22 protein-coding genes are annotated in these 22,404 nt (G+C 49.7%); 18 read left to right on the forward strand and 4 right to left on the reverse strand.

The annotated features are described in order from the left end of the window. The first annotated feature begins 40 nt into the window (after nucleotides 1-40). The 8 genes from AC8GE9_RS00705 to greB all read left to right on the forward strand — a co-directional run bounded on the left by AC8GE9_RS00705 (nucleotide 41) and on the right by greB (nucleotide 9,017). On the forward strand, nucleotides 41-1,273 hold the full coding sequence (locus AC8GE9_RS00705) for a lipoprotein-releasing ABC transporter permease subunit (protein WP_506676284.1): 1,233 nt from the start codon (nucleotides 41-43) through the stop codon (nucleotides 1,271-1,273). Further along, on the forward strand, nucleotides 1,266-1,949 hold the full coding sequence (locus AC8GE9_RS00710) for an ABC transporter ATP-binding protein (protein ID WP_506675200.1): 684 nt from the start codon (nucleotides 1,266-1,268) through the stop codon (nucleotides 1,947-1,949). The genes AC8GE9_RS00705 and AC8GE9_RS00710 overlap by 8 nt, the downstream gene beginning before the upstream one ends. After that, entirely contained in the window at nucleotides 1,939-2,775 is an 837-nt protein-coding gene (locus AC8GE9_RS00715; RefSeq protein WP_506676285.1) for a TatD family hydrolase, read from the forward strand. The genes AC8GE9_RS00710 and AC8GE9_RS00715 overlap by 11 nt, the downstream gene beginning before the upstream one ends. Nucleotides 2,776-2,844: 69 nt before the next feature. After that, nucleotides 2,845-5,394 (forward strand): DNA internalization-related competence protein ComEC/Rec2, encoded by a 2,550-nt coding sequence (locus AC8GE9_RS00720; RefSeq protein ID WP_506675201.1) that lies wholly within the window; start codon nucleotides 2,845-2,847, stop codon nucleotides 5,392-5,394. A gap of 143 nt (nucleotides 5,395-5,537) precedes the next feature. Next, nucleotides 5,538-6,500 carry a Bug family tripartite tricarboxylate transporter substrate binding protein gene (locus AC8GE9_RS00725; protein WP_506675202.1) on the forward strand — a complete coding sequence of 321 codons (963 nt, stop codon included), beginning with the start codon at nucleotides 5,538-5,540 and terminating at the stop codon, nucleotides 6,498-6,500. A gap of 141 nt (nucleotides 6,501-6,641) precedes the next feature. Then, nucleotides 6,642-7,604 carry an alpha/beta fold hydrolase gene (locus tag AC8GE9_RS00730; RefSeq protein WP_506675203.1) on the forward strand — a complete coding sequence of 321 codons (963 nt, stop codon included), beginning with the start codon at nucleotides 6,642-6,644 and terminating at the stop codon, nucleotides 7,602-7,604. Nucleotides 7,605-7,608: 4 nt separating this feature from the next. Then, nucleotides 7,609-8,460, forward strand: coding sequence for a PHP domain-containing protein (locus AC8GE9_RS00735; protein WP_506675204.1), 852 nt, complete (start codon nucleotides 7,609-7,611; stop codon nucleotides 8,458-8,460). A 5-nt stretch (nucleotides 8,461-8,465) separates the two neighbouring features. Continuing rightward, nucleotides 8,466-9,017 carry a transcription elongation factor GreB gene (gene greB / locus AC8GE9_RS00740; RefSeq protein WP_506675205.1) on the forward strand — a complete coding sequence of 184 codons (552 nt, stop codon included), beginning with the start codon at nucleotides 8,466-8,468 and terminating at the stop codon, nucleotides 9,015-9,017. Here the strand turns inward: greB and AC8GE9_RS00745 are convergent. Beyond that, a complete protein-coding gene (locus AC8GE9_RS00745) occupies nucleotides 9,005-9,871 on the reverse strand; it encodes an SDR family oxidoreductase (protein ID WP_506675206.1) in 867 nt (288 codons plus the stop codon). The genes greB and AC8GE9_RS00745 overlap by 13 nt on opposite strands. Then, nucleotides 9,868-10,752 carry a class I SAM-dependent methyltransferase gene (locus AC8GE9_RS00750; protein WP_506675207.1) on the reverse strand — a complete coding sequence of 295 codons (885 nt, stop codon included), beginning with the start codon at nucleotides 10,750-10,752 and terminating at the stop codon, nucleotides 9,868-9,870. Before AC8GE9_RS00750 ends, AC8GE9_RS00745 begins: the two co-directional genes overlap by 4 nt. 62 nt (nucleotides 10,753-10,814) lie before the next feature. On the opposite strand from AC8GE9_RS00750, the gene AC8GE9_RS00755 reads away from it, so the two are divergent. The 4 genes from AC8GE9_RS00755 to AC8GE9_RS00770 all read left to right on the forward strand — a co-directional run bounded on the left by AC8GE9_RS00755 (nucleotide 10,815) and on the right by AC8GE9_RS00770 (nucleotide 14,287). Next, the gene (locus AC8GE9_RS00755; protein WP_506675208.1) at nucleotides 10,815-11,960 is read left to right on the forward strand and encodes a TGL-type protein-glutamine gamma-glutamyltransferase; all 1,146 of its coding nucleotides are present in this window, start codon (nucleotides 10,815-10,817) and stop codon (nucleotides 11,958-11,960) included. 75 nt (nucleotides 11,961-12,035) lie between these two features. After that, nucleotides 12,036-12,881 (forward strand): HAD family hydrolase, encoded by an 846-nt coding sequence (locus AC8GE9_RS00760; protein WP_506675209.1) that lies wholly within the window; start codon nucleotides 12,036-12,038, stop codon nucleotides 12,879-12,881. 7 nt (nucleotides 12,882-12,888) lie between these two features. Continuing rightward, nucleotides 12,889-13,344 (forward strand): tRNA adenosine(34) deaminase TadA, encoded by a 456-nt coding sequence (gene tadA, locus AC8GE9_RS00765; RefSeq protein WP_506676286.1) that lies wholly within the window; start codon nucleotides 12,889-12,891, stop codon nucleotides 13,342-13,344. Continuing rightward, a complete protein-coding gene (locus AC8GE9_RS00770) occupies nucleotides 13,334-14,287 on the forward strand; it encodes an LD-carboxypeptidase (protein WP_506675210.1) in 954 nt (317 codons plus the stop codon). Before tadA ends, AC8GE9_RS00770 begins: the two co-directional genes overlap by 11 nt. On the opposite strand, the gene AC8GE9_RS00775 is transcribed toward AC8GE9_RS00770, so the two are convergent. Continuing rightward, on the reverse strand, nucleotides 14,284-15,633 hold the full coding sequence (locus AC8GE9_RS00775; RefSeq protein WP_506675212.1) for an alanine/glycine:cation symporter family protein: 1,350 nt from the start codon (nucleotides 15,631-15,633) through the stop codon (nucleotides 14,284-14,286). The two genes, AC8GE9_RS00770 and AC8GE9_RS00775, sit on opposite strands and share 4 nt — an antisense overlap. 157 nt (nucleotides 15,634-15,790) lie before the next feature. Between AC8GE9_RS00775 and AC8GE9_RS00780 the strand changes: the two genes are divergently transcribed. Together AC8GE9_RS00780 and tsaD are read left to right on the forward strand one after the other, a co-directional pair. After that, entirely contained in the window at nucleotides 15,791-17,395 is a 1,605-nt protein-coding gene (locus AC8GE9_RS00780) for an ABC-F family ATPase (protein ID WP_506675213.1), read from the forward strand. A gap of 7 nt (nucleotides 17,396-17,402) precedes the next feature. After that, nucleotides 17,403-18,431 carry a tRNA (adenosine(37)-N6)-threonylcarbamoyltransferase complex transferase subunit TsaD gene (gene tsaD / locus AC8GE9_RS00785; protein WP_506675214.1) on the forward strand — a complete coding sequence of 343 codons (1,029 nt, stop codon included), beginning with the start codon at nucleotides 17,403-17,405 and terminating at the stop codon, nucleotides 18,429-18,431. A gap of 21 nt (nucleotides 18,432-18,452) precedes the next feature. Here tsaD and plsY read toward each other — a convergent pair whose 3' ends face one another. Continuing rightward, on the reverse strand, nucleotides 18,453-19,085 hold the full coding sequence (gene plsY / locus AC8GE9_RS00790; protein WP_506675215.1) for a glycerol-3-phosphate 1-O-acyltransferase PlsY: 633 nt from the start codon (nucleotides 19,083-19,085) through the stop codon (nucleotides 18,453-18,455). 142 nt (nucleotides 19,086-19,227) lie between these two features. Here plsY and surE point away from each other — a divergent pair, with 142 nt between their 5' ends. The 4 genes from surE to AC8GE9_RS00810 all read left to right on the forward strand — a co-directional run bounded on the left by surE (nucleotide 19,228) and on the right by AC8GE9_RS00810 (nucleotide 22,402). After that, complete coding sequence (surE, locus tag AC8GE9_RS00795) at nucleotides 19,228-19,983, forward strand: 5'/3'-nucleotidase SurE (RefSeq protein ID WP_506675216.1); 756 nt, start codon at nucleotides 19,228-19,230, stop codon at nucleotides 19,981-19,983. Further along, on the forward strand, nucleotides 19,971-20,783 hold the full coding sequence (locus AC8GE9_RS00800; protein ID WP_506675217.1) for a protein-L-isoaspartate(D-aspartate) O-methyltransferase: 813 nt from the start codon (nucleotides 19,971-19,973) through the stop codon (nucleotides 20,781-20,783). The genes surE and AC8GE9_RS00800 overlap by 13 nt, the downstream gene beginning before the upstream one ends. 65 nt (nucleotides 20,784-20,848) lie before the next feature. Beyond that, nucleotides 20,849-21,616, forward strand: coding sequence for a peptidoglycan DD-metalloendopeptidase family protein (locus AC8GE9_RS00805; protein WP_506675218.1), 768 nt, complete (start codon nucleotides 20,849-20,851; stop codon nucleotides 21,614-21,616). Between the two features lie 9 nt (nucleotides 21,617-21,625). Continuing rightward, nucleotides 21,626-22,402 carry a 3'-5' exonuclease gene (locus AC8GE9_RS00810; RefSeq protein WP_506675219.1) on the forward strand — a complete coding sequence of 259 codons (777 nt, stop codon included), beginning with the start codon at nucleotides 21,626-21,628 and terminating at the stop codon, nucleotides 22,400-22,402. Nucleotides 22,403-22,404 lie beyond the last annotated feature (2 nt).

The following is a 22,404-nucleotide window of genomic DNA, read 5'->3' on the forward strand; positions in this document are numbered from 1 at the left end:
ACTACCCTACGAACTCTGGATTGGCGCCCGCTACGCGGGCTTGACGCGTTCTCGTGCCCGAGGCGGAAAACGTGACGGCTTTGTTTCGTTTGTCGCAGGGACTTCGATGGTTGGAATCGCGCTGGGCGTCGCGGCATTGATCGTTGTGTTGTCGGTCATGAACGGTTTTCAAAAAGAAGTGCGAGACCGTATGTTGTCGGTTTTGCCACACATCGAAATTTATGTTCCTGGCGTCGAACCTCTCAAGGTACTTGATGAATGGTCCGAGCTGGCTAAACAGGCGCGTCAATCACCCCAAGTGACCGGTGCCGCTCCTTTCGTTGCTGCGCAGGCGATGCTGATGCGTGGGCAAGAATTGCGCGGGATTCAGGTGAGGGGCATCGACCCCCTCGCTGAAAAACAAGTCTCGGATGCGGGGAGTCAAATGGTCAGAGGCAAAATGTCGGACCTCAAGCCTGGTTCGTTTGGCATCGTTCTAGGTCAAGAGCTCGCTGATTTATTACAGGTCAGGATCGGGCAGACCGTCATGATGCTTGCCCCTGCCGCCAATATCAGTCCCGCGGGCTTTACGCCGAGAATGCGTCAATTTACCTTGGTAGGTACTTTTCGCTCGGGTCATTATGAGTATGACTCTTCGCTTGCTTTCGTCGATGCCACGGATGCTGCCAACATGTTTAGAGATGGTGGTATGGCGGGGGTCCGATTGCGTGTCACGGACATGCATCGCGCACCCGAAATCGCACAGTCTCTCATTTCCTTCCTTCCTCAAAACGTTGCGATTGCTGACTGGTCTCGCAACAATAGGACTTGGTTTGCTGCTGTTCAGACAGAAAAACGCATGATGTTTTTGATTTTGACATTGATCGTGGCGGTGGCCGCTTTCAATTTATTGTCTTCACTTGTAATGGCCGTCAAGGACAAACAGTCGGACATTGCTATTTTGCGAAGTTTTGGCTCTACCCCCGGTGAAATTGCGCGTATATTTCTTGTCCAAGGGGCGTTAATCGGCATGATCGGTACGCTGTTGGGTGTGATGGGCGGAACGGCGATCGCCTTTAATGTTGACGTCCTTGTGCCCGCGATTGAGCGCATGATCGGTGCTCAATTTTTACCTCGTGAAATTTATTTCATCAACGCCTTGCCCTCGGATCCACAGCTTTCCGACATCACCACCATTGGTGTGACCTCATTGATCATGTCTTTGCTTGCGACCTTATATCCAAGTTGGCGCGCTTCGCGACTCCAGCCTGCGGAGGTCTTACGTCATGACTGATGTTGCACTACAAGCAAAACATATATCCAAACATTACGATGATGGAAACACCAGAATCGATGTGTTGTGTGACGTGAGCTTGGGCATCGCCAGAGGAGAGTTGGTGGCCGTGATCGGCGCCTCGGGTTCAGGAAAAAGTACGCTGTTGCACGCGCTTGGCTTGTTAGACATGCCGAGTTCAGGTTCCATTATGGTCGCTGGTCAGACCTCCGAAGGGTTGAGCGAGTCTGCACGTAGCCGTTTACGGAATCGCGAACTTGGTTTTGTTTACCAGTTTCATCACCTTTTACCTGAATTTACTGCCCTCGATAATGTAGCCATGCCACTTATTGTGCGTCGTGAAACGAGAGATTTCGCGCGCACTGAGGCGCTCAAGGTTTTAGAAATGGTGGGTTTATCAGCGCGCACCACGCATTATCCCGGTCAGTTATCTGGTGGCGAACGCCAGCGCGTCGCTCTTGCACGAGCGTTGGTTACGCGGCCCGCTTGTGTTCTTGCTGATGAACCAACTGGCAATCTGGATCGTCACACGGCCCATCAGATGTTCAAACTTTTAAAGCAGGTGAATACTGAGTCAAACACGGCATTTTTAATCGTGACGCATGACCCCGAGTTGGCTGCGCTCGCAGATCGACGTTTACATATGGATGCTGGGCGACTGGTCGATGCGCTTTGACACACATTGTCATCTTGATGCCAAAGAGTTCGACTTAGATCGACAAGACGTTATCGATCGCGCTCAACAAGCGAATATCTCTGCGATTGTCATCCCCTCAGTCGAGTATGCGAATTTTGAACAGGTCAGAGACCTGGCGCATCATTTCCCCCAAGGTTTTTTTGCGCTTGGGATTCATCCTCTGTATGTGCAGCACGCCACCATGCAGGATTTGGATCATCTCCACGATGCGCTGAGCAAATATAAGGATGATCCAAAGCTGTTGGCCGTTGGGGAGATCGGTCTCGATTTTTTTGTTTCTGAAATCTCAACAGGTGCAGAGCGCGTAAAACAAGAATATTTTTACGAGGCACAACTTTCACTCGCATGCGAATTTAATTTGCCTGTGATTTTGCATGTCAGACGCTCGCAGGATGTCATTCTCAAGTATTTGCGTCGTAGCGCAGTTCGAGGAGGAATTGCGCATGCCTTTAATGGCAGCCTGCAACAAGCTAATCAGTTTGTTGAGCAAGGTTTTGCAATGGGTTTTGGAGGGGCGATGACCTATCCACGTGCGTTGCAAATTCGTCGTTTAGCGGTTGAGTTACCGCTCAGCGCGATTGTTTTAGAAACGGACTCACCAGACATTGCGCCAGCCTGGTTACATGTCAATCGGCGCAACGAGCCTCATCAGGTTGTACAGATTGCCCAAACGCTCGCTCAACTTATAGGGGTATCGGAGCAACTTGTGCTCCAAGAAACTGCCAGCACAGCAATGCGAGTCTTGCCAAGATTGGCAAGAGTATTGCAGCATGGCACCACAGTAATACGTACCTCTACGCACTGATCTTTATATTTAAACGAAGCTATCTAAATCTAAAAGTGTTGCACTATATAGTGTTTCACCGGAGATCAGATGGGCAGACTGATTGCGCTCTCAATCGTCGCGGCGGCCGTATATTTACAGACCTTACCGGTACTTCCTGAAAGGTTAATTCTTTTGGTTTTGTCTGCCTTGTGTGTTGTATGGGGCGTCATACTATTTATATTGTTTCGTGTTTGCTCAAACAAATGGTTTGTACTCTTTGCTCGTGTTTCAGTTCTGCTCTGTGCCTTCATATTGTCTCTGACATGGTCATGCTGGCGCGCTGAGCTCCGTTTGAGCGACCGTCTCTCTGCTGAACAAGAAAATGTTGTGAGTCGAGTGACGTTTCTCGTTAACGGTTTGGTGCAAGATCAAGGTGATAGTCTGCGCTTTGAGGCAATCGTGCAGACAGAGGTGAATAAGGATCTGATTCCTTCAGGCATCCCAAGGCATATTCAAGTTGTTTGGCGAAAATCACTTCCTGAGCAACAAGCTTCGGAGGTTAGGCCCGGTCAACAATGGCGAGCCGCACTGATTTTTAAACGTCCCCGCGGTGCCTTAAATCCTCATGGCTTTGATTATGAGGCACATTTATTAAGTCGAAATATAAGAGCGATCGGACGCGTACGAGGTCGTCCTGTCTTGTTAAGTGAGAATGGCTTTCACTCAATGCAAGTGATCGTTTCTCTGGCGCGTCAAAAGCTTCGAGGTGCAATGCGTCGACACGTGGGGGACATGACCTATGGCGCGGTATTGATTGCCTTGGCGATCGGGGATCAGGATAGCGTCAGGACCGAACACTGGAATATTTTTAATAAAACGGGCATTACCCATCTTGTATCAATCAGTGGTTCTCATGTGACCATGCTGGCTGCCTTTGGTGGTCTTTCAATGCTGTGGCTTTGGAAACGACTGCGCTGGCGCGATAGGGCGCTTGGCGAGCATATTCCCGCAAAAGTCATGGCGGGTGCTGCAGCGCTCGGTGTCGCCTGGCTCTATTGTTTACTTGCGGGTTGGGGCGTGCCTGCACGAAGAACATTTTTTATGTTGCTAGTTTCAGGGCTTGCAATGATGGCGCGACTGCCGATCAATGCTTCAGGCGTTTTGTGTTTAGCTGCTGCAGTGGTCACGGTGATTGATCCTTGGTCGCCCGTTTCATCAGGATTCTGGCTTTCATTTGGTGCTGTCGCCATATTGTTCTTTGTGGGATCTCAGGCGGAGTCTGTTCCGACAGGGCTGGTGTCACCGGGTATTCGGATATGGCAAATACTCAAAGAGTCAGCACGATTGCAATGGCTCATCACGCTAGCCATGTTGCCTGCCTTGGCTTTTCTATTTCAACAGGTTTCAATTTCATCTCCGCTCGCCAACGCGGTTGCCATTCCTGTAGTCACATTTATCGTGACACCGTTAGCGCTTTTGACGGCGCTGATTTCGTGTGTGCCTGGCCTGTCGGCGGTAGCGTCTATGACTGCATGGATCGCACACGTCGCCTTTGATGGATGCATGATTCCTGTCAGTTGGCTTGCGCATGCTGCTTGGTCATCTTTTGCGGTGGCAGCGATGCCTTTATGGTCTTTAGTACTCAGTGTCTTGGGTATATGTTGGGCCTTACAACCTCCTGGCGTCCCATTGAGATGGGTGGGGTGGACGTTGCTATTGCCCGCTTTATCTTGGCAGCCAAAGCAAATGCCCTATGGAGGATGGTGGTTGTCCGCGTTAGATGTTGGACAAGGTAGCGCCATCTTGTTGCAAACTCGCCATCACGCGTTGTTGTTCGATACAGGGCCTAAAGTGGGGTCGACTGATGCAGGGCAACGTGTTGTGATCCCTGTGATGCGTGCTTTGGGTGTCAGGAAACTTGATGCGTTGGTGGTCTCTCATTCAGACATTGATCATGCGGGTGGCTTGCACGGGCTTTTGAACGAGGTTTCGATTCAAAAAGTATTTTCCAGCTTTAATTTGGAGAGTTGGCTTTCAAAGTTCAAGCAGAACGCATCAACTGTCCCCCCCCAACCCCGACCCAACGCGATATCCTCATGTGTTGCTGGCTATGTCTGGGAATGGGATGGTGTTAGATTTAGCTTTCTCCACCCCCAAGACGACACCTCTAATACGTTTCAAAGCCACAACTCATCACAACAAAAGAAAAAAGTGCGTACCAATACGCAAAGTTGTGTTTTGCACATACACGGAAATCATCATTCAGCTTTGCTGACTGGGGATATTGGCAGCAAGCAAGAAGAGGAAATATTGCAGCGACTGAATATACCGCTTGCGACGCTTACAGATTTGGCCCTGACGAACAACGCAAGTCGCTCTTTTGCCGACGTCGTGTTGGTAGGTCATCATGGGTCGCTGACATCATCATCGGAATCATTTGTCCGTTTTTCAGGCGCATCGCACGCGATTGCTCAAGTGGGATATCTCAATCGATTTTCTCATCCCGCGCAGGGAGTGCAGCAGCGTTGGTTAAGTGCGCGCGCGCGTTTTTGGCGTACTGATATTCATGGTGCTGTCACAGTTCAATCAAGCTTAGAAGGCTTGAAAGTTCAGTCCGAATCATTTAGTCGAAAGCGCTATTGGCATGAAAGGGATTAAGCCTTTCCTAAAGGGAAATTTAAAAAAATTTTAGTAATTTTCGGATAATTAAAACAAACTCGGAGTAAAGTAGTGCTCAACCCGCCTAGCTTCTTATTTTTGAAAAGGGCTAGTGTCAATAAAAGCTAAATGGAGATATAAAAATGCAAGTTAAAAAAATAGCCACAATTTTAGGCTTGGTGTCGGTGGCTTTGCTTGGCGCCTCACAAGCTTCTGCACAAGTTTTTTCTGATAAACCCATTCAATACATCATTCCATTTCCACCCGGTGGTGAATCAGACGTCGTGGCACGCTTGCAGGCTGATATCTCTGCAAAACAGCATAAACAGCCCATGGTTGTCATCAACCGAGCAGGTGCAGGTGGTGCGCTGGTGTGGAGCCAACTCAACAATTATCCAAATGATGGCACTAATGTTATTGGTGTCAATATCCCGCACATTATGTTGCAGCCTTTACAAGAAGGCACCCAGTACAAGACCAACGATATCAATTCGGTCTATTACTATCACTTCACCCCAGATGCATTGATGGTCTCGGCTGACAGTCCTTATAAAACCTACCAAGAGTTCATTGCCGCCGCCAAGAAAAATCCCGGCAAAATGACACTCGCTGGTTCTGCGCAATATTCGGCCAATCATATGGCCACAGAACGACTCAATAAACTCGCTGATGTCAAAGTGAACTATGTGCCTTTCAAAGGTACCGGTGATTTGATTGCATCCCTGATTGGTATGCACGTTGATGGTGCGATGGGTTACTTGCCGCTATCGATTCAACAAAAAAGTCGTGTACGGACTCTCGCAGTCGCTACTGAGCAACGCCACCCAGCTCTGCCTGATGTTCCTACGTTTAAAGAGCTGGGGCTCAATTGGGTCGACGGCGCATACCGTGGCATTGCAATGCCCAAGAGCACACCCCTCGACGTTCAAAAGAAAATGTCTGATTACATGGCAAAGCTGAATGCAGACCCTGTAACGAAAAAGCGTCTTGAGGATGGAGGGTTTGTGATTGTTGACATCCCACTCGACAAAATCCCCGCCTTTATGAAAGAAAAAGAACCTTTGGTCATGGAAGATGCACGTAATGCGGGCATGCTCAAAAAATAATCGGCTTTTTTGTCAATGAAGACTCGAGAGTAAATTCTCGGGTCTTTTTTTATGATGCTGCACTGCAGCGTTGCTGTGTGCTAAGGACTACAATAAGAACAAGATTGAGCACCGTCAGAGTTTTGTCTTGAGAGGCCGACTATGCTGTCACCCCGTTTACATGCTGTGACCTGCACCAGTCCAGCTGGTTTGCACCGTATGGCGTATCGCGAGTGGGGCGACCCCGAGTGCGATGAGGTCATCCTGTGCGTGCACGGACTCACTCGAACCGGTCGAGATTTCGACTCATTAGCCAGCGAACTTTCTACTCGCTATCGCGTGATATGCCCGGATGTGGTAGGTCGCGGACTATCCGACTGGTTGGTGAATCCTGCTTTTTATGCCTTGCCACAGTATGTTTCAGATATGGTGACCTTAATAGCGCGTGTTCAACCAAAGCGCCTGCATTGGATCGGCACATCGATGGGAGGCTTGATTGGTTTGGTATATGCGGGTGCGTATGCACAGTTACAGATAAGAAATGCGTTGCACACGCCTGCGCAACGTCATACGTCCCTTCCAGATACGTACTTTCCCCTGGATTCGCTTTTGTTAAATGATGTCGGACCGCATATCGAGCCAGTTTCCCTTGCGCGCATTGGTCAATATGTCGGAGAGGCCGTCAGTTTTGCTTGTTTTGACGATGCTGTGGCTTATGTTCAAGCCACCTGCGCATCTTTTGGACAGCATACAACCGATCAATGGCACGATCTAACGCGTCATGTTTATATTGAACAATCCGGTCGATGGGTTAAACACTATGATTTAGCCATTGCTGCAGCGTTTAAACAAGTTTCCCCTGAAATAGTTGCACAGGCGGAAACGATGTTGTGGGCGGCTTTCACTTCATTAAATATACCTATTCAAATCATACGTGGACACCAATCAGATTTACTATCTGAACAAACGTGTCACAAGATGCTGCAGGTTCAAGCTCACGCTCGACTTTCACAGATTCAAGGTGTGGGTCATGCGCCGACCCTCATGGATCCTGTTCAAATCTCGATCGTGACTGATTTTTTAAAGAACCAACGTCTTGCAACCGCGTGTGACTCAAGGTGTTAATGTGATGAGTGCTTTGATTGATAATTTTTGTGCGGATTTGCATTGTCACTCTACAGTGTCGGATGGTGTCTTTGCGCCCGATGTGCTGGCTTTGCGTGCAAAAGACGCTGGCGTGAACCTTTGGTCATTGACGGATCACGATGAGCTTTCTGGGCAAGCACTCGCCATAGACACTGCACGAGAAATCGGACTACCCTATTTAACAGGCGTTGAAATCTCAGTCACCTGGGCCAACCAGACGGTGCATATTGTTGGCTTGGGCATTGATCAAAATAATGACACTCTCATTGAGGGCTTGCGCCAAACGCGCGCGGGTCGTGCGGAGCGTGCGAAGCGTATTGGCGATCGCTTGGCTGGACTGGGTATGCCAGGGGCATTCGAAGGTGCTCTGACTTTCGCGGGCAATCCAGAACTCATCAGTCGCACGCATTTCGCGCGTTTCCTAGTTCAAGCCGGATACTTTCCGCAGGTGCAGGCGGTATTTGATCGGCTACTCAAAGATGACGGTCCTGCGCATGAACCCATGCAATGGGCTTCTTTGGAGTCGGCGTTGGGTTGGATCGGAGCTGCGGGTGGAGCTTCGGTGATCGCCCACCCCGGTCGCTATAAATATACAACGACACAATTTGGTGCACTCTTTGATTCTTTCAAAGACCTTGGGGGCAACGCCATCGAGGTGATCACTGGCAGTCATAGCGTTCCTCAGTTTCAAGAATATGCGCAAGTCGCGCGTCATTATGGTTTTCAGGCTTCATGTGGTTCAGATTTTCATAGCCCTCATGAAAGTCGGATTCAGCTGGGCAGCTTGCCTCCGTTACCCTCAGATTTGAAGCCCGTTTGGAAAGACTTGGTGTAAAAAAGATGAACAAGGCCTTTGTCAAAGAGCAAGATGATGTTGAAGATGATGACCTTCCCGAAGCTAAAGCGCTGCCGGTGGGAACAAAAAATTATCTGACACCTGGTGGATACACTGCGCTACGTGACGAACTTGCGCACTTAATGAACGAAGAACGGCCTGCAATGGTCCAAATCGTTTCTTGGGCGGCGTCCAATGGAGATCGCTCTGAAAACGGCGATTATCTTTACGGTAAAAAACGTTTAAGAGAAATTGATCGCCGCATGCGGTTTTTAACTAAACGCTTAGAACTTGCCGAAGTCGTTGACCCTGCGCTGCAAACCAATCGCGAACAAGTATTCTTTGGTGCGACAGTGCTGTATGCCAATCAAGAAGGGCAAGAGCAACGTATCACCATCGTGGGCGTGGATGAGGCGGAGCCTTTACAAGGGCGCATTAGTTGGATTTCGCCAGTGGCACGCGCGCTCACAAAGGCCAAGCTTGGTGATACCGTCAGCTTCAGAACGCCTGGTGGCATCGAAGAACTCGATATTCTTGAAATATCCTATCCGGCTTGAATAATATCTCTGTAGCCATCGCGACTATCCGGCCATTGAAAGACAAAGCCCGTTTCACGAATCCTTGCATTACTGAGACGTTTACTTCCAACGAAGGCAGGTGACTCTGAGACCGGGGGTGCTGGCCCCCCGACTTGCTGCGCTAGTGCTTCATAGAGAGTGCGCATGGGAAGCGGTGTACTGTCGGTGATTAAATACATGGATTGAGGATGTTCGAATCCCATCAAATGCACAACGGCGGCAGCCGCATCGTCGATATGAATACGATTGGACCAGTGTGCGGCAGAGGAGGGTGCGCCAACCTGTCCAAGCTTGAGCTTTTCAAGCAACGCAATCCGTCCTGGCCCATAAATACCTGAAAGTCTAAGACTGAGTGTGGTCAATGCATGTTCGCGGCCAAACGTGGAAAGCCATTGCTCGGCCTCGAGGAGCACTCGACCATTAAAGTTCTTTGGGTTTACCGGAGTGTCTTCGTAGACCCACTCATCCCCATGGTCCCCATAGACCGCCGTTGAGGAGATGAACAGAACGCGCTTTAACGCTGAACTGTATGCATTCTGCACCACATTGCGTAAACCATCGAAATACACCGCTCGATAATCGGACTCTGTTCGCACATGCGGGGCAGCACTAAACAGAATATGAGAGATGCCAGCAGGTAAGTCCTTCATGCTTTCTGGGTTAGACAAGTCTGCTTTAAACCATGTAAACCCGGGTGTGTTCTCTTGATCATCAGGACGCGTTCGCTTTAATCCCCAAACGATATTGGTTGGGTTTTGCAATACTCGTTGAGCGACACGCATACCTAAATCCCCATAGCCAGCAATCAATAAACGGATCGGCGTAGTCATCATGATGTTTTTTCTTGTTGCGTATTTTGTTTAATACCTTCCAAGGGAGGGGTAAAAAAGCGTTCTTTTAGCTCGTCTAAACCAAGACGTTCCAAAAGCGCTTCGAGTCTGGCGATGGTGTGCGGTTTCGGAGGGCCCTTGCGTTGAGCAATCAATAATTCATTTTTCATGGAGTGTTCCCAACCCACTAGCTCAGTCACGGTGACTTGATAACCATGCGCTTCAAGTTGGAGGCAGCGCAGCGTATTGGTAACCTGACTGCCGAACTCTCTTGTATGTAGTGGGTGGCGCCAGATTTCTGCCAAGGGGTCTTTGAGCTGCTCCGCTTTGTTTTTGCGCAGCACACCGGCTACCTCTGCTTGACAACAGGGCACCAGCACCATGAACTCGGCATTCTTGGCCAATCCAAAGCGAATCGCATCGTCTGTGGCGGTATTGCAGGCGTGTAAAGCGGTGACAAGGTCGACCTGAGCGGGTAGGGACGAGGAGTGAATGGATTGTGATACAGATTCGTTTAGAAACCGCATCTGTGTGAAACCGAGCTCATGTGCAAGTGTTTGTGTTTGCGCGACAAGTTCTGGCCGCGTTTCGATGCCAACCATACTCGCACGGGGCGCCTGGTGTCGTAAAAAGAGGTCAACGAGTATAAATCCTAGGTAGGATTTACCCGCACCATGGTCGACAACACAGAAGTCCTCGTGTTTAAGTAGTATTTGCTTGAGCAAAGGCTCGATAAACTGAAATAAATGGTAGACCTGTTTCAGTTTGCGTCTGCTGTCTTGGTTGAGCTTGCCATCCCTTGTGAGGATGTGCAGCGCTTTGAGCAAAGCAATGGATTGTTCTGGACGAATTTCGGGTATCGACATGGGCAGCGTGTGTGACATAAAGTGCGCATTCAGGCATACTTATGTCGAATAAAGGTTTAACTTAGGAACTCTTTATCTCAATGGCTGATTATTCAAAACACAAGATAGAAGAGCTCGAAGGGATTTGTTTGCTGTTCGATCATGAGCAGCAAGCGAAAACCGCAGCTTCTGAAATTTCTAGCTGGAGGCAAGCTCTTGGAGCACAAGCTTACCTCAATATCGACCTCGATTCATACAGAGATCAGTATCTCGTCCAAGTGACCGCAACGCCAGCTTTGTTGGCCTTGACGCCCGAATACGATACGCTCAACTTAAACAAGCGACTTGGTTTAAATACCGTCAACGATCCAACGCAGCTTGATCTTGAAATTCTTCTATGCCTAGCGCGTACACCTGTTTCCTATTGTTATCCTTCCGTTGAGGAACTGCAGGCTGCAGTGCGTGTTCGGCATTTTGCTGTGGTTGCTGCGCGTCGTACTGAATTAGCCTTTAATCCGGATGGTTTCGAGCGCCCTCAAGATTGCTGGACCTATGACGAAAATAGTGGTTTTTTGTTGCGACCTGGCGTCGATATGGTGGAGGCATTGATCAAAACAACCCAGCCTCAGAGTTCCGGTGAGCAACTTTATACTTTTTCCTGTGGACGTGCAGCCGAATATATTATGTTGTTGGCCATTGCCCAAGAGCTTAAGGGTCATAACCAGACTTTATACAAAGCTTTAGAAACACAGTGGCAAAATCGCGCCTTGCTTGCCGATGACTTTAACGATGCTTTTATTTATGAAATTGGTAGTCTGAATCAACCTTTGCCTATGCGATTTTATGTTCCGGGTTGTCGCTTATGGTTTCGCAATCCTGACAGTCACTCTGCGGATGTCGAAGGGTTTGAGGGCTCTTGGGTGATTTATCTCGGCGGTGGAGAATTTTGCAACCTGTGGGAGCGCGCCAAACCGTTTAGCTTTACGGATAAGTGTTTGGAGATTTACCATTGGCGTGATGGTGTGTACTTTGATGACTCGGGTGAGATTAGGATGAATGAGGACATCGTACGAGACAAAGTATTGCACACGAAACAGTCTCCCGAGCAGTTCAAGAGGATTATTGAACGTATGACGCGCTACCGAGATGCCAGAGGCGTTTATGCTGAGGGCGGTTGTATCGATGCCACTAGAGACGTCGTGCGCTGGGTCTGCCCCGGCACCACAGATTTGGTCTTAGGGACTTGATATTTAACGTTTTCAATGTTGACTTGAGATGAAGGTCGTTACAATAGCGCTGTTCAGAACCGCCGGATAGAGACGATGTCTGATGTCATTGCGCTGATTTTTGATTTTGACGATACGCTTGCTCCAGACAGCACTTCAGGCTTTCTAGAGAGCCTAGGTGTGGACACCCAACAATTTTGGTCAGGTAGAGTCGATCCTTTATTGGCGCGCGACTGGGATCCTGTCCCAGCCTATTTGCACGAGATGATTGCGCTTTCCAAAGAAGGCAAATACGGCACCATCACGCAAGAGCGCCTTCAACACTGGGGGCATTCTCTGCCGTTGCATGCAGGAGTCGAGACACTTTTTCGCCGCTTGCGCGAACAAGTCAAAGTCGTTCATCCTCAGGTGCAACTTGAGTTTTATTTGATCTCAAGCGGTATCGGAGATGTTGTGCGCCACACACGCATTGCCCATGAGTTCACCGGCATTTGGGCTTCAGAGTTTATTTATGACGAGCAAGGCGGGATTACTTTTCCACGCCGCATTGTCAGTTTTACAGACAAAACCCGATATCTATTTCATATCCAAAAAGGCATTGTCGGACCGAGCTATATCGGTAAACCTTTCGAGGTCAACCGTAAAATTCCCGAAGATCGTTTGCGTATACCTTTTGACCAAATGGTTTTTGTTGGTGATGGCTATACGGATATTCCGTGTTTTTCATTAATCCGTAGCTCTGGCGGATTTGCGTTTGGTGTGTGGGATCCTAAACACCGTGACAAACGCAGCCGTGCATGGGGTTTTATCGAGGATGGACGCGTTTCAAATCTGAATCAAGCCCGCTACGACGATGATGCAGAACTGTATCAGTGGCTCGAAGAAGCTTTAACAAGCCTCGCAGGCCGAATTGCCCTGAAATCTCGTGTCTATCGTGGATGATTCATTCATGCGTCTTGCGCTTGAGCAAGCTTGCCTTGCGCAAGAGGCAGACGAGGTTCCTGTAGGAGCGGTCATCATTGACGCCAATGGTCTGCTGTTATCCACGGGTTTTAACCGTACGATTCAAGACCATGATCCCACGGGTCATGCCGAAGTCATTGCTTTAAGAAACGCGGCAAGAAACATCGGTAATTACAGATTGCCTGGCGCTACGCTTTACGTCACGCTTGAGCCTTGTGTCATGTGTATGGGTGCCATCATGCACGCACGTCTTGCGCGTGTAGTGTTTGGTGCCTCAGACCCCAAAACAGGTGCGTGTGGAAGTGTGATTAACTTGCCGTCAGAGTCGCGTTTAAACCATCACACACGCGTGGAGGGTGGCGTACTCGCGCATGAATGCGGCGAGACATTGCGTGATTTTTTCAAACGTCGTCGCTCCAAGGAGAGCCACATTGAGTCGTAGTCAAGCCGCCGTGAATAGTCCTGTCGCGCGTATATCGTCCGCTGCCCACAAGGGCATTTATATTATGAGCCCCTCGAGCGCCGTTGCCGACGCAAAAATATTGGCCAGGGGTGTAAAGCGTTTAGAGAAAATGGGCTTTAAGGTTGCGTTGGATCCTACGGCGTTAGCGTGTGATCAACGTTTTGCTGGTTCGGATGCTCAACGTATCGCTGCGTTTGAGCGAGCGGTTAAACAAAAACTTCCTATTGTGATGGCTTCACGCGGTGGCTATGGTGTCACTAGACTGTTGCCCCATCTCAATTGGTCTGCGTTATCTCAGTCTGGTAAAAGATTTGTAGGGCAAAGTGACTTCACTGCTTTCAATTTGGCACTACTCGCCAAAACTGGCTTAATCAGTTATGCCGGCCCGACCGCTTGCTATGACTTTGGCGCACCCAAGCCTGAAATACTGACCACCGAGATTTTTGGCGAAGTCATGCGCGGTGAGCTTGAAATCCTAAGCTTTGAGTCTGAACAGGCCGATGCGGTTGATTGCAGAGGTGTCTTGTGGGGTGGCAATCTTGCGATGATCACGTCTTTGCTGGGCACCCCTTTTATGCCCAAAATTAAAGGCGGCATTCTGTTCGTTGAGGATGTGGGCGAGCATCCTTATCGGATAGAACGTATGCTGAATCAGCTTGCGCAAGCAGGTATTTTAGGTAAACAAAAAGCATTATTGCTTGGTGGGTTTACTGATTATCGATTGGCAGAGCACGACCGCGGATACGATCTAAACGCGGCCGTCGCGTTCATTAGGCAGTCGGTCAAGATCCCAGTGATTCCTGGTTTACCGTTCGGACATACCCCGATGAAAGCGACCTTGCCGATTGGAGCCAAAGTGGGCGTTGCGACGGAGGATGGCATCGCCCACTTGGTCCTCGAGGAGCATCCTGAGGATTTTTAATCTTTATTGTTTAGTTTGAGTGCGCGCTCGGCGGCCAGATAGACTTGTGTTTCCTTGATGACGACGCCTGAAAGTAACACGATGCCTATGAGGTTGGGGAATGCCATGAGACCATTCACGACGTCTGAGACGGCCCAAACAAGATCTAGGGAAACAACCGTACCGATCATGACAAAAGCGGTATAGAGGCAGCGATAAGGCCAGACAATCCGTTTGCCCAATGCGTACTGCGCGCATTTTTCACCGTAATAACTCCAGCCAAGAATGGTTGAAAAGGCAAAAAAGATCAAACCGATCGTCACGATCCAGCCCCCAGGCCCTGGCAACATCGTGTCAAACGTTTGGGCGGTGAGGGCGGCTCCGGTTACACCCGACTTGAATTGACCACCCATAACAAGAACGATACCGGTAATTGAGCACACGATAATGGTGTCGATAAAGGTGCCGGTCATCGAAACAAGTGCCTGTTTGACAGGCTGGTCAGTTTTGGCTGCCGCAGCGGCAATAGGAGCAGTACCGAGTCCTGCCTCGTTTGAGAACACGCCGCGCGCGACTCCGTAGCGGATCATGGTGCCGATCGCACCACCTGCAACGGCTGATCCCGACAAGGCATCCGTCATGATCAAGCGCAAGGCGGGCCAAAGTCCCTCAATATTAGAGACAATCACCGCCAAGCCACCTAAAAGATAGACCGCGGCCATAAAGGGAACGATCACGGCCGTGACGCGGCCGATACTTTTAATGCCTCCAAGGATGACAAGCGCTGTGATGGCAGTCAGCACCGTTCCTGTTAGCCATCCGGAGATACCGAAGCTTGATTGAATGGACTGCGCCATAGAGTTGGACTGCACCGAGGCGCCTGTACCGATTGCGGCGATCATTCCGAATACGGCAAACGCCATGCCGAGCCATTTCATCTTGAGTCCAATTGAGATGTAATACATCGGCCCGCCAGACATCGATCCGTCTGCTTCTTTTATTCTGTATTTCACTGCCAACAGACCTTCGGCATATTTCGTCGCCATGCCAAAGAAGGCGCTGACCCACATCCAAAACAAGGCGCCCGGACCGCCAAGCACCACGGCCGTTGCGACGCCTGCGATATTGCCGGTCCCGATCGTAGCGGCCAGCGCCGTCATCAATGACTGAAATTGTGAAATATCGCCAGGCAAGTTTGGATTTTTGCCTTTGGAAAATGCCATATGGAGCGCGACAGGCAAAAGTCGAATCTGTAAGGCGCCTAGACGTAGGGTGAGATAAAGCCCCGTTCCAACGAGCAATACCAACAAGACCGGTCCCCAAACGTATCCACCCAGGGTGTGAAATAAAATAGTAAGTTGATCCAATTTTTTCTCCTCGTTTTGTATCAATGAGTTCAGCATGGTTTGCTGACCCTGCGCATGATAGGGATGGAGAATTTAAAAAGGTCAGTTTTGCCCGTCTTGTTACACTGAAAACATATCTATCAAGATGTAACTCAATTATTTACTAAAGTAGCCTACCGTGATAACAGCATCAAACCTCGCCATTCAATTTGGACCCAAACCTCTCTTTGAAAACGTCAATGTCAAATTCGGGGAGGGCAATCGTTATGGTTTGATTGGCGCCAACGGTTCAGGCAAGTCCACACTGATCAAAATAATCGGTGGTGATCTTGAGTCGACCGCAGGCAACGTTCATCTCGAGCCAGGTCTGCGATTGGGCAAGCTCAGACAGGATCAATTTGCATTCGAAGACTCCAGAGTGCTGGATGTCGTATTAATGGGCCACACTGAGATGTGGGAGGCGATGTCACAGCGTGATGCCATTTACGCCAATCCAGAGGCGACTGACGAAGACTATATGCAAGCGGCCGACCTCGAGGCCAAGTTTGCCGAGTACGATGGTTACACGGCTGAAGCGCGAGCTGGCGAACTCCTCTTGGGGCTTGAGTTTCCTGTTGAACAGCATCAACTCCCCATGCGTGAGATCGCCCCGGGTTGGAAGCTAAGGGTTTTGTTGGCACAAGCACTCTTTTCCAATCCTGATGTCTTGCTTTTGGATGAACCCACTAACAACTTGGATATCAATACGATCCGCTGGTTGGAAAATGTTTTAAATGGTTATCAAAGCACGATGATCATCATCAGTCACGATCGTCACTTTCTCAACCAAGTATGTACACATATGGCCGACTTGGATTTTGGTGAGTTACGGGTTTATCCGGGTAATTACGACGACTATATGTTGGCATCGACTCAAGCGCGCGAACGTGTCTCTAATGCCAATGCCAAAGCCAAAGAGCGTGTCAGCGAATTGCAGGATTTTGTCCGTCGCTTCTCCGCCAACAAATCAAAGGCTAGACAAGCCACTTCCCGACTCAAGCAAATTGATCGGATTAAGTCTGCTCAAATCGAAGTCAAACCCTCATCGCGTCAAAATCCCTTTATTCGGTTTGAGCAATTAAAAATGTTGCATCGTCAGGCCGTGACACTTGAATTGACAGAAAAGAGTTTTGACGCGCCTGTCATACGCCCTTTTTCAGGGATGGTCGAGGCGGGTGAAAAGATCGCCATTATTGGTGCGAACGGCGCGGGTAAAACCACGCTGCTGCGCATGCTCGCACTCGATCTAGCCCCGGATCGCGGTACGGTCAAATGGTCAGAAAATGCGGACCTTGGGTATATGGCTCAAGACGTCTCTGAGCTTTTCATGGATAAAGATAGCAACTTGTTTGAATGGATGACACACTATCGTCAACCTTCAGATGATGATCAGTCCATTCGCTCAGTGTTAGGTCGTTTACTTTTTTCGGCAGATGATCTTCCTAAAGCTCCTCATGTTTTATCAGGGGGTGAGAAAAACCGCATGACCTTTGGTCGCTTGATGCTCAAGAAGCACAATGTCATGTTGCTTGACGAACCCACGAACCACCTTGATATGGAATCAATCGAATCACTTCAGCTTGCGCTTGATAAGTATCCAGGCACCTTGTTTTTTGTTTCTCATGATCGCGAATTTGTCTCTGCCCTCGCGACACGTATTTGGGAAATTCAGCCCACTGGCCATGTCCTTGATTATCGCGGTCCCTATGAGGAATTTTTGGCCTCAAAAGGCATTGAGGACTGAGGTACTTATGATCGTTCTCGGCTTTGAAAGTTCGTGCGATGAAACCGGCGTCGCGCTCGTTTGCACCGAGAAAGGTCTGCTATCTCACGCTCTACATACGCAGGTCGCGATGCATGCCGCCTATGGTGGTGTCGTGCCCGAACTGGCCTCGAGAGACCATGTGCGTAGAATCATTCCTCTGACGCGCACGGTGCTTCAGGACGCTGGCTTGTCTCTCAGTGAAGTTTCAGCCGTAGCCTATACAGCAGGTCCTGGGTTGGCGGGTGCTTTACTCGTTGGGGCAAGTGTCGCGCAGTCCCTCGCATGGTCGCTCTCTCTTCCGGCGATTCCCATTCATCACCTCGAAGGGCACTTGCTTTCACCACGGTTGGCGGATCCTTGCCCAGAATTTCCTTTTGTGGCGTTGCTTGTGTCGGGCGGTCATACCCAGTTGATGCGGGTCGATGATGTCGGTCTTTACACCTTGTTGGGTGAAACCATGGATGACGCAGCCGGAGAAGCCTTTGACAAGACTGCCAAACTTCTTGGCTTAGGCTATCCGGGTGGCCCCGCCTTGGCGCGTCTTGCTGAGCAAGGGAATCCGGACGCGATCAGCTTACCTCGGCCGATGCTCCATAGCGGCAATTTAGACTTTAGCTTTAGTGGCCTCAAGACAGCCGTACTGACTCGATTAAAAGACGCGCAGGCGCTAGCCGTCGTGAGTGACACCTTAGCGGCTGATCTTGCTGCAGCCACCCAGCAGGCGATCGTCGAGGTCTTGGTGGCTAAATCCATCAAAGCACTTGATCAAACAGGTTTAAAACGTCTCGTTGTCGCAGGTGGCGTCGGCGCGAACCGACTGCTCAGAGCGAAACTTGCGCATGCATTGATTAAACGCCAGGCGGAGGCCTTTTTTCCACCCCTTGAGTTGTGTACGGACAATGGAGCCATGATCGCCTTTGCTGCCGCACAACGCATTGTTCGAGGACTAGTTGATTTGACGGATCATCAGCATGGCTTTGATGTCCGTCCACGTTGGGATCTTGCCTCGATCTAAGAAATTCTCAGTAGAAAGGCCCTAGTTTTTTTTGCGACTTCCAATGCGCGGTTCAGTCCCTGCGATCAGGCGTTGAATATTTGCTTTGTGTCGGTAGAGTAAAAAGAGTGCGATTACAATTAATGCTGTGCCAATTGGGAGATAGGATTTCCAAACCAGCATGCCCCCGAAAAAATAGTAAACGGGCGCAAATACCGCACACGTCAGCGCAGCGAGTGACGAAAACCTGAAGAACACGGCCATGATGATCCAAGTTGCCATCGTGGCTAAGGCGAGGAAGGGTTCAATGGCAACCATGATGCCAAAAGCTGTCGCGACACCTTTACCACCCTTAAATTTTAAGAAAATGGGATAAAGGTGGCCCAGAAACACTGCGATTGCAACGCCTGCTACCAAGAGAGGGCTTGTCTTAAAGTGAATGGCAAGCCATACAGCGAGCCAACCTTTGGCCGCATCACCGATTAAGGTGAGTGCTGCAGCTGCTTTGTTACCTGAACGCAGGACATTCGTCGCACCTGGATTGCCCGAGCCATAGGTTCTAGGGTCTTGTAGGCCAAATAAGCGGCTAAATATCACTGCAAATGGAACAGAGCCTAAAAGATATGCAGCGACAAGCATACCGAGAGACGTTAATACGTTATCCGAATAGTCCATCACGCAGTTCCGGTATGTAGCGGGGAGTCAAGCTCTCATTCTAGCGCGAAGGTTCTTTTTAAGAGGTTTCTTGTTTTTTTACGAGGCATGCAGCGAGTACAATGTATAACAATTTATATAAAAGATAATTTAGCGCCGATCTATGCATATTCTTGTTTCAAATGACGATGGTTATAACGCACCGGGACTTGAGGCTCTAGTCTCTGCCCTACGTGATTTAGCTGACATTACCGTTGTCGCACCCGAGGTCAATCATAGCGGCGCCTCAAACTCCCTGACATTGAGTCGACCTTTAGCAGTGCGGCAGGCGCCCAATGGTTTTACCTATGTGAACGGAACGCCTTCAGATTGTGTGCACGTTGCGCTTACGGGGTTACTCGACCGTCTTCCCGACCTCGTCGTTTCTGGCATCAATAATGGCGCCAACATGGGTGATGACACCTTGTATTCGGGGACGGTTGCAGCGGCCGCCGAAGGGTATTTGTTTGGTATCCCTTCCGTTGCTTTTTCTTTAGTTGCCAAAGGCTGGTCCAATCTTGACGCTGCTGCTGCACATGCGCGCAATATCGTGGCCCGGCAGCTTAAAAATCCGCTGGGTGGCGCTGCACTGCTCAACGTCAATTTTCCCGACTTAGCATTGCATCAAACCAAAGGGATCCTCGCCACCCGTTTAGGTAAACGTCATCCTTCGCAGCCGGTCGTTCGTTCCAGTACGCCCTACGGCGAGACCGTATATTGGATCGGGCCTGCTGGCGCGGCAAACGATGCGACGCAGGGTACTGATTTTGATGCGATTGCTCGAGGTTTCGTGTCTATCACGCCTTTGCGGCTTGACCTGACACAACATGCACAACTGGCCGATGTCGCGACTTGGGTCGAACCACTATGCAATGGCTAAAGCATCCGTGCTTGTCTGCTTCGGCAAAGGACATCAAATCTCTCGGTGCGAGAGGCCTCCAGGGTATTACCCCAGCCAATAGCAACACAAAAATTTCGATCTCTCGTTTGTCGAGCGCACATCCAACACCCATTGCATCTCTCAGAACCTTTGAAAATCTTGGCCTGAACTCTGAACGCTTGCGTATTGCGATGGTTGAGCGTTTGCACACACAAGGCATCACGGATGAGCGGGTCTTGAGCGCGATGCAACGCGTGCCAAGGCATGCTTTTGTAGACGAAGCGTTGGCGAGCCGTGCCTACGATGATGCTGCACTTCCAATCGGACACGGACAAACTATTTCTCAGCCTTGGGTTGTTGCGAGAATGATTGCTGCGGTTTGCGAGACAGGGCTACCAACACGTGTTCTCGAGGTCGGGACGGGTTGTGGCTATCAGGCTGCAGTGATGTCCTATGTTTTTCCTCAGGTCTATTCTGTAGAGCGTATCCGCGCGTTGTACGATATGGCAAAGGAAAATCTTCGTGTTCTGCAACTGACAAAAGTCAGATTAAGTTATGGCGATGGGATGGCTGGATTAGTGAGTTCAGCACCCTTTGATGCGATTATTGTTGCGGCTGCCGGCTTGAAAATTCCACAAGCCCTGATGACGCAACTCAGTATTGGAGGTGTGTTGATCGCGCCTGAAGGCGCAAGTGCTCAAAAATTGATACGAATTCAACGTAAAAGTGAAACGAATTGGTCTAGAGAAGAACTGGAAGTGGTTCGATTTGTTCCGCTCAAGTCTGGATTGCAACCTTGAACATTCAGGAGAAAAGTATGCGTGGTGATGCCCAAACATGCATCAAGCTAAACAATGAGGTCAGCGTGAAATCAAATACTCTGCTTAAAACATTTTCTAGCACAGCCTTTATTGTGTTTGCGCTCGCTTTAGGAGGCTGCACGTCGAATAAAAGCGCTCCTGTCTCAAATTTGTCTTCAGGCACGCCCAGTGCATCCACGTATGTTGTTAAACCGGGCGATACGCTGAATAAAATTTCGCGTGCTACAGGTGTGCCCGAAGGCACCCTTGCTCGCATGAATAAAATCAGCAATCCTAACCTATTGATTGTGGGTCAAACCTTACGCTTAGCAGAGGGAAATACTGCTGCGCCAGTCGTGCGCCCAGGCAGTCCTTCAGCTTCTCAAGCAACACAAAATTCTCTATCCGCCCAATCGGAAGCGGCTGCTAACAACACAGACTCTGAAAGCACTCGGGCCTCTGACGCGGCGTTGATTAGTTGGGGCTGGCCTGCCAAAGGCAAGATCATTCAAGGATTCACGCCTGCAACCAAGGGTATTGATATTGCTGGCAACTCAGGTGATCCGATCGAATCTGCTGCAAATGGGAAAGTCATTTTTGCTGGTGATGGCCCCAGAGGCCTTGGCAATTTAGTGATTGTGGAGCACAGCGATGGCTTTATTACAGCTTATGCACACAACAAAACCCTGCTAGTCAAAGAAGGTCAGGCGGTTAAGCGCGGTACTAAAATCGCTGAAATGGGACAGTCTGATACGACTTCAGTCCGTTTGCATTTCGAAGTGCGTCGGCGCGGCACACCGGTTGATCCACTCCAGTATTTACCTGCTCGATAGCCTCTTACGATGACGCCTACACTTGTCTTTGATTTGGAAACAATTCCTGATGTCGAAGGCTTGCGACGACTTCATGGCTGGGGCAGCGAGGTGCCTGACACCGAAGTCGCTCAACGCGCCTTTGCTGCGAGAAAGGAACTGACGGGCAGTGATTTTTTGCCTTTGCACTTACAACGTGTCGCTGTTGTAGGCTGTGTTTTTCGTGATGATCAAGGTTTTCGTGTTCGCTGCCTTGGCCAGGCGGATGATCCCGAACATGTTCTGCTCGCTGGTTTTTTTAAAACCATCGAACGCTACACGCCTAAGCTCGTGAGCTGGAATGGTAATGGCTTTGATTTGCCAGTGCTCCACTACCGGAGTTTGATCCATGGTGTGGTTGCGCCCAGGTATTGGGACACTGGCGATGATGATCGAGAGTTTCGCTACAACAACTATCTCAGTCGCTACCATACGCGACATGTCGATTTGATGGATGTTTTGGCCAAGCACAATGGTCGTGGTAATGCGCCGCTCGATGATCTTGCCAAGCTCTGTGGCTTCCCGGGAAAATTAGGCATGGATGGAAGCCAAGTATGGCATGCATGGACCCAGGGGCAGGCACAAGAAGTGCGGGCTTACTGCGAAACTGATGTGGTGAATACTTGGCTTGTGTATTGTCGTTTTCGTCTCTTGCGTGGTGAACTTGACGCGGCCTCTTATGAGGCAGAGGTGGCTTTAGTACGCGAAACGCTGGAGCAAAGCACCGAACCGCATTGGAAGCAGTATTTAGAGGCCTGGGGTCGTTAAAC

Source organism: Zwartia lucis, assembly GCF_965234455.1.
GTDB lineage: Bacteria > Pseudomonadota > Gammaproteobacteria > Burkholderiales > Burkholderiaceae_B > Zwartia > Zwartia lucis.

Coding starts and splice junctions, on each gene's coding strand:
- AC8GE9_RS00710 (WP_506675200.1), top strand. CDS start 1,266: ATGACTGATGTTGCACTACAAGCAAAACATATATCCAAACATTACGAT.
- AC8GE9_RS00715 (WP_506676285.1), top strand. CDS start 1,939: ATGCGCTTTGACACACATTGTCATCTTGATGCCAAAGAGTTCGACTTA.
- AC8GE9_RS00720 (WP_506675201.1), top strand. CDS start 2,845: ATGGGCAGACTGATTGCGCTCTCAATCGTCGCGGCGGCCGTATATTTA.
- AC8GE9_RS00725 (WP_506675202.1), top strand. CDS start 5,538: ATGCAAGTTAAAAAAATAGCCACAATTTTAGGCTTGGTGTCGGTGGCT.
- AC8GE9_RS00730 (WP_506675203.1), top strand. CDS start 6,642: ATGCTGTCACCCCGTTTACATGCTGTGACCTGCACCAGTCCAGCTGGT.
- AC8GE9_RS00735 (WP_506675204.1), top strand. CDS start 7,609: ATGAGTGCTTTGATTGATAATTTTTGTGCGGATTTGCATTGTCACTCT.
- greB (WP_506675205.1), top strand. CDS start 8,466: ATGAACAAGGCCTTTGTCAAAGAGCAAGATGATGTTGAAGATGATGAC.
- AC8GE9_RS00745 (WP_506675206.1), bottom strand. CDS start 9,871: ATGATGACTACGCCGATCCGTTTATTGATTGCTGGCTATGGGGATTTA.
- AC8GE9_RS00750 (WP_506675207.1), bottom strand. CDS start 10,752: ATGTCACACACGCTGCCCATGTCGATACCCGAAATTCGTCCAGAACAA.
- AC8GE9_RS00755 (WP_506675208.1), top strand. CDS start 10,815: ATGGCTGATTATTCAAAACACAAGATAGAAGAGCTCGAAGGGATTTGT.
- AC8GE9_RS00760 (WP_506675209.1), top strand. CDS start 12,036: ATGTCTGATGTCATTGCGCTGATTTTTGATTTTGACGATACGCTTGCT.
- tadA (WP_506676286.1), top strand. CDS start 12,889: ATGCGTCTTGCGCTTGAGCAAGCTTGCCTTGCGCAAGAGGCAGACGAG.
- tsaD (WP_506675214.1), top strand. CDS start 17,403: ATGATCGTTCTCGGCTTTGAAAGTTCGTGCGATGAAACCGGCGTCGCG.
- plsY (WP_506675215.1), bottom strand. CDS start 19,085: ATGGACTATTCGGATAACGTATTAACGTCTCTCGGTATGCTTGTCGCT.
- surE (WP_506675216.1), top strand. CDS start 19,228: ATGCATATTCTTGTTTCAAATGACGATGGTTATAACGCACCGGGACTT.
- AC8GE9_RS00800 (WP_506675217.1), top strand. CDS start 19,971: ATGCAATGGCTAAAGCATCCGTGCTTGTCTGCTTCGGCAAAGGACATC.
- AC8GE9_RS00810 (WP_506675219.1), top strand. CDS start 21,626: ATGACGCCTACACTTGTCTTTGATTTGGAAACAATTCCTGATGTCGAA.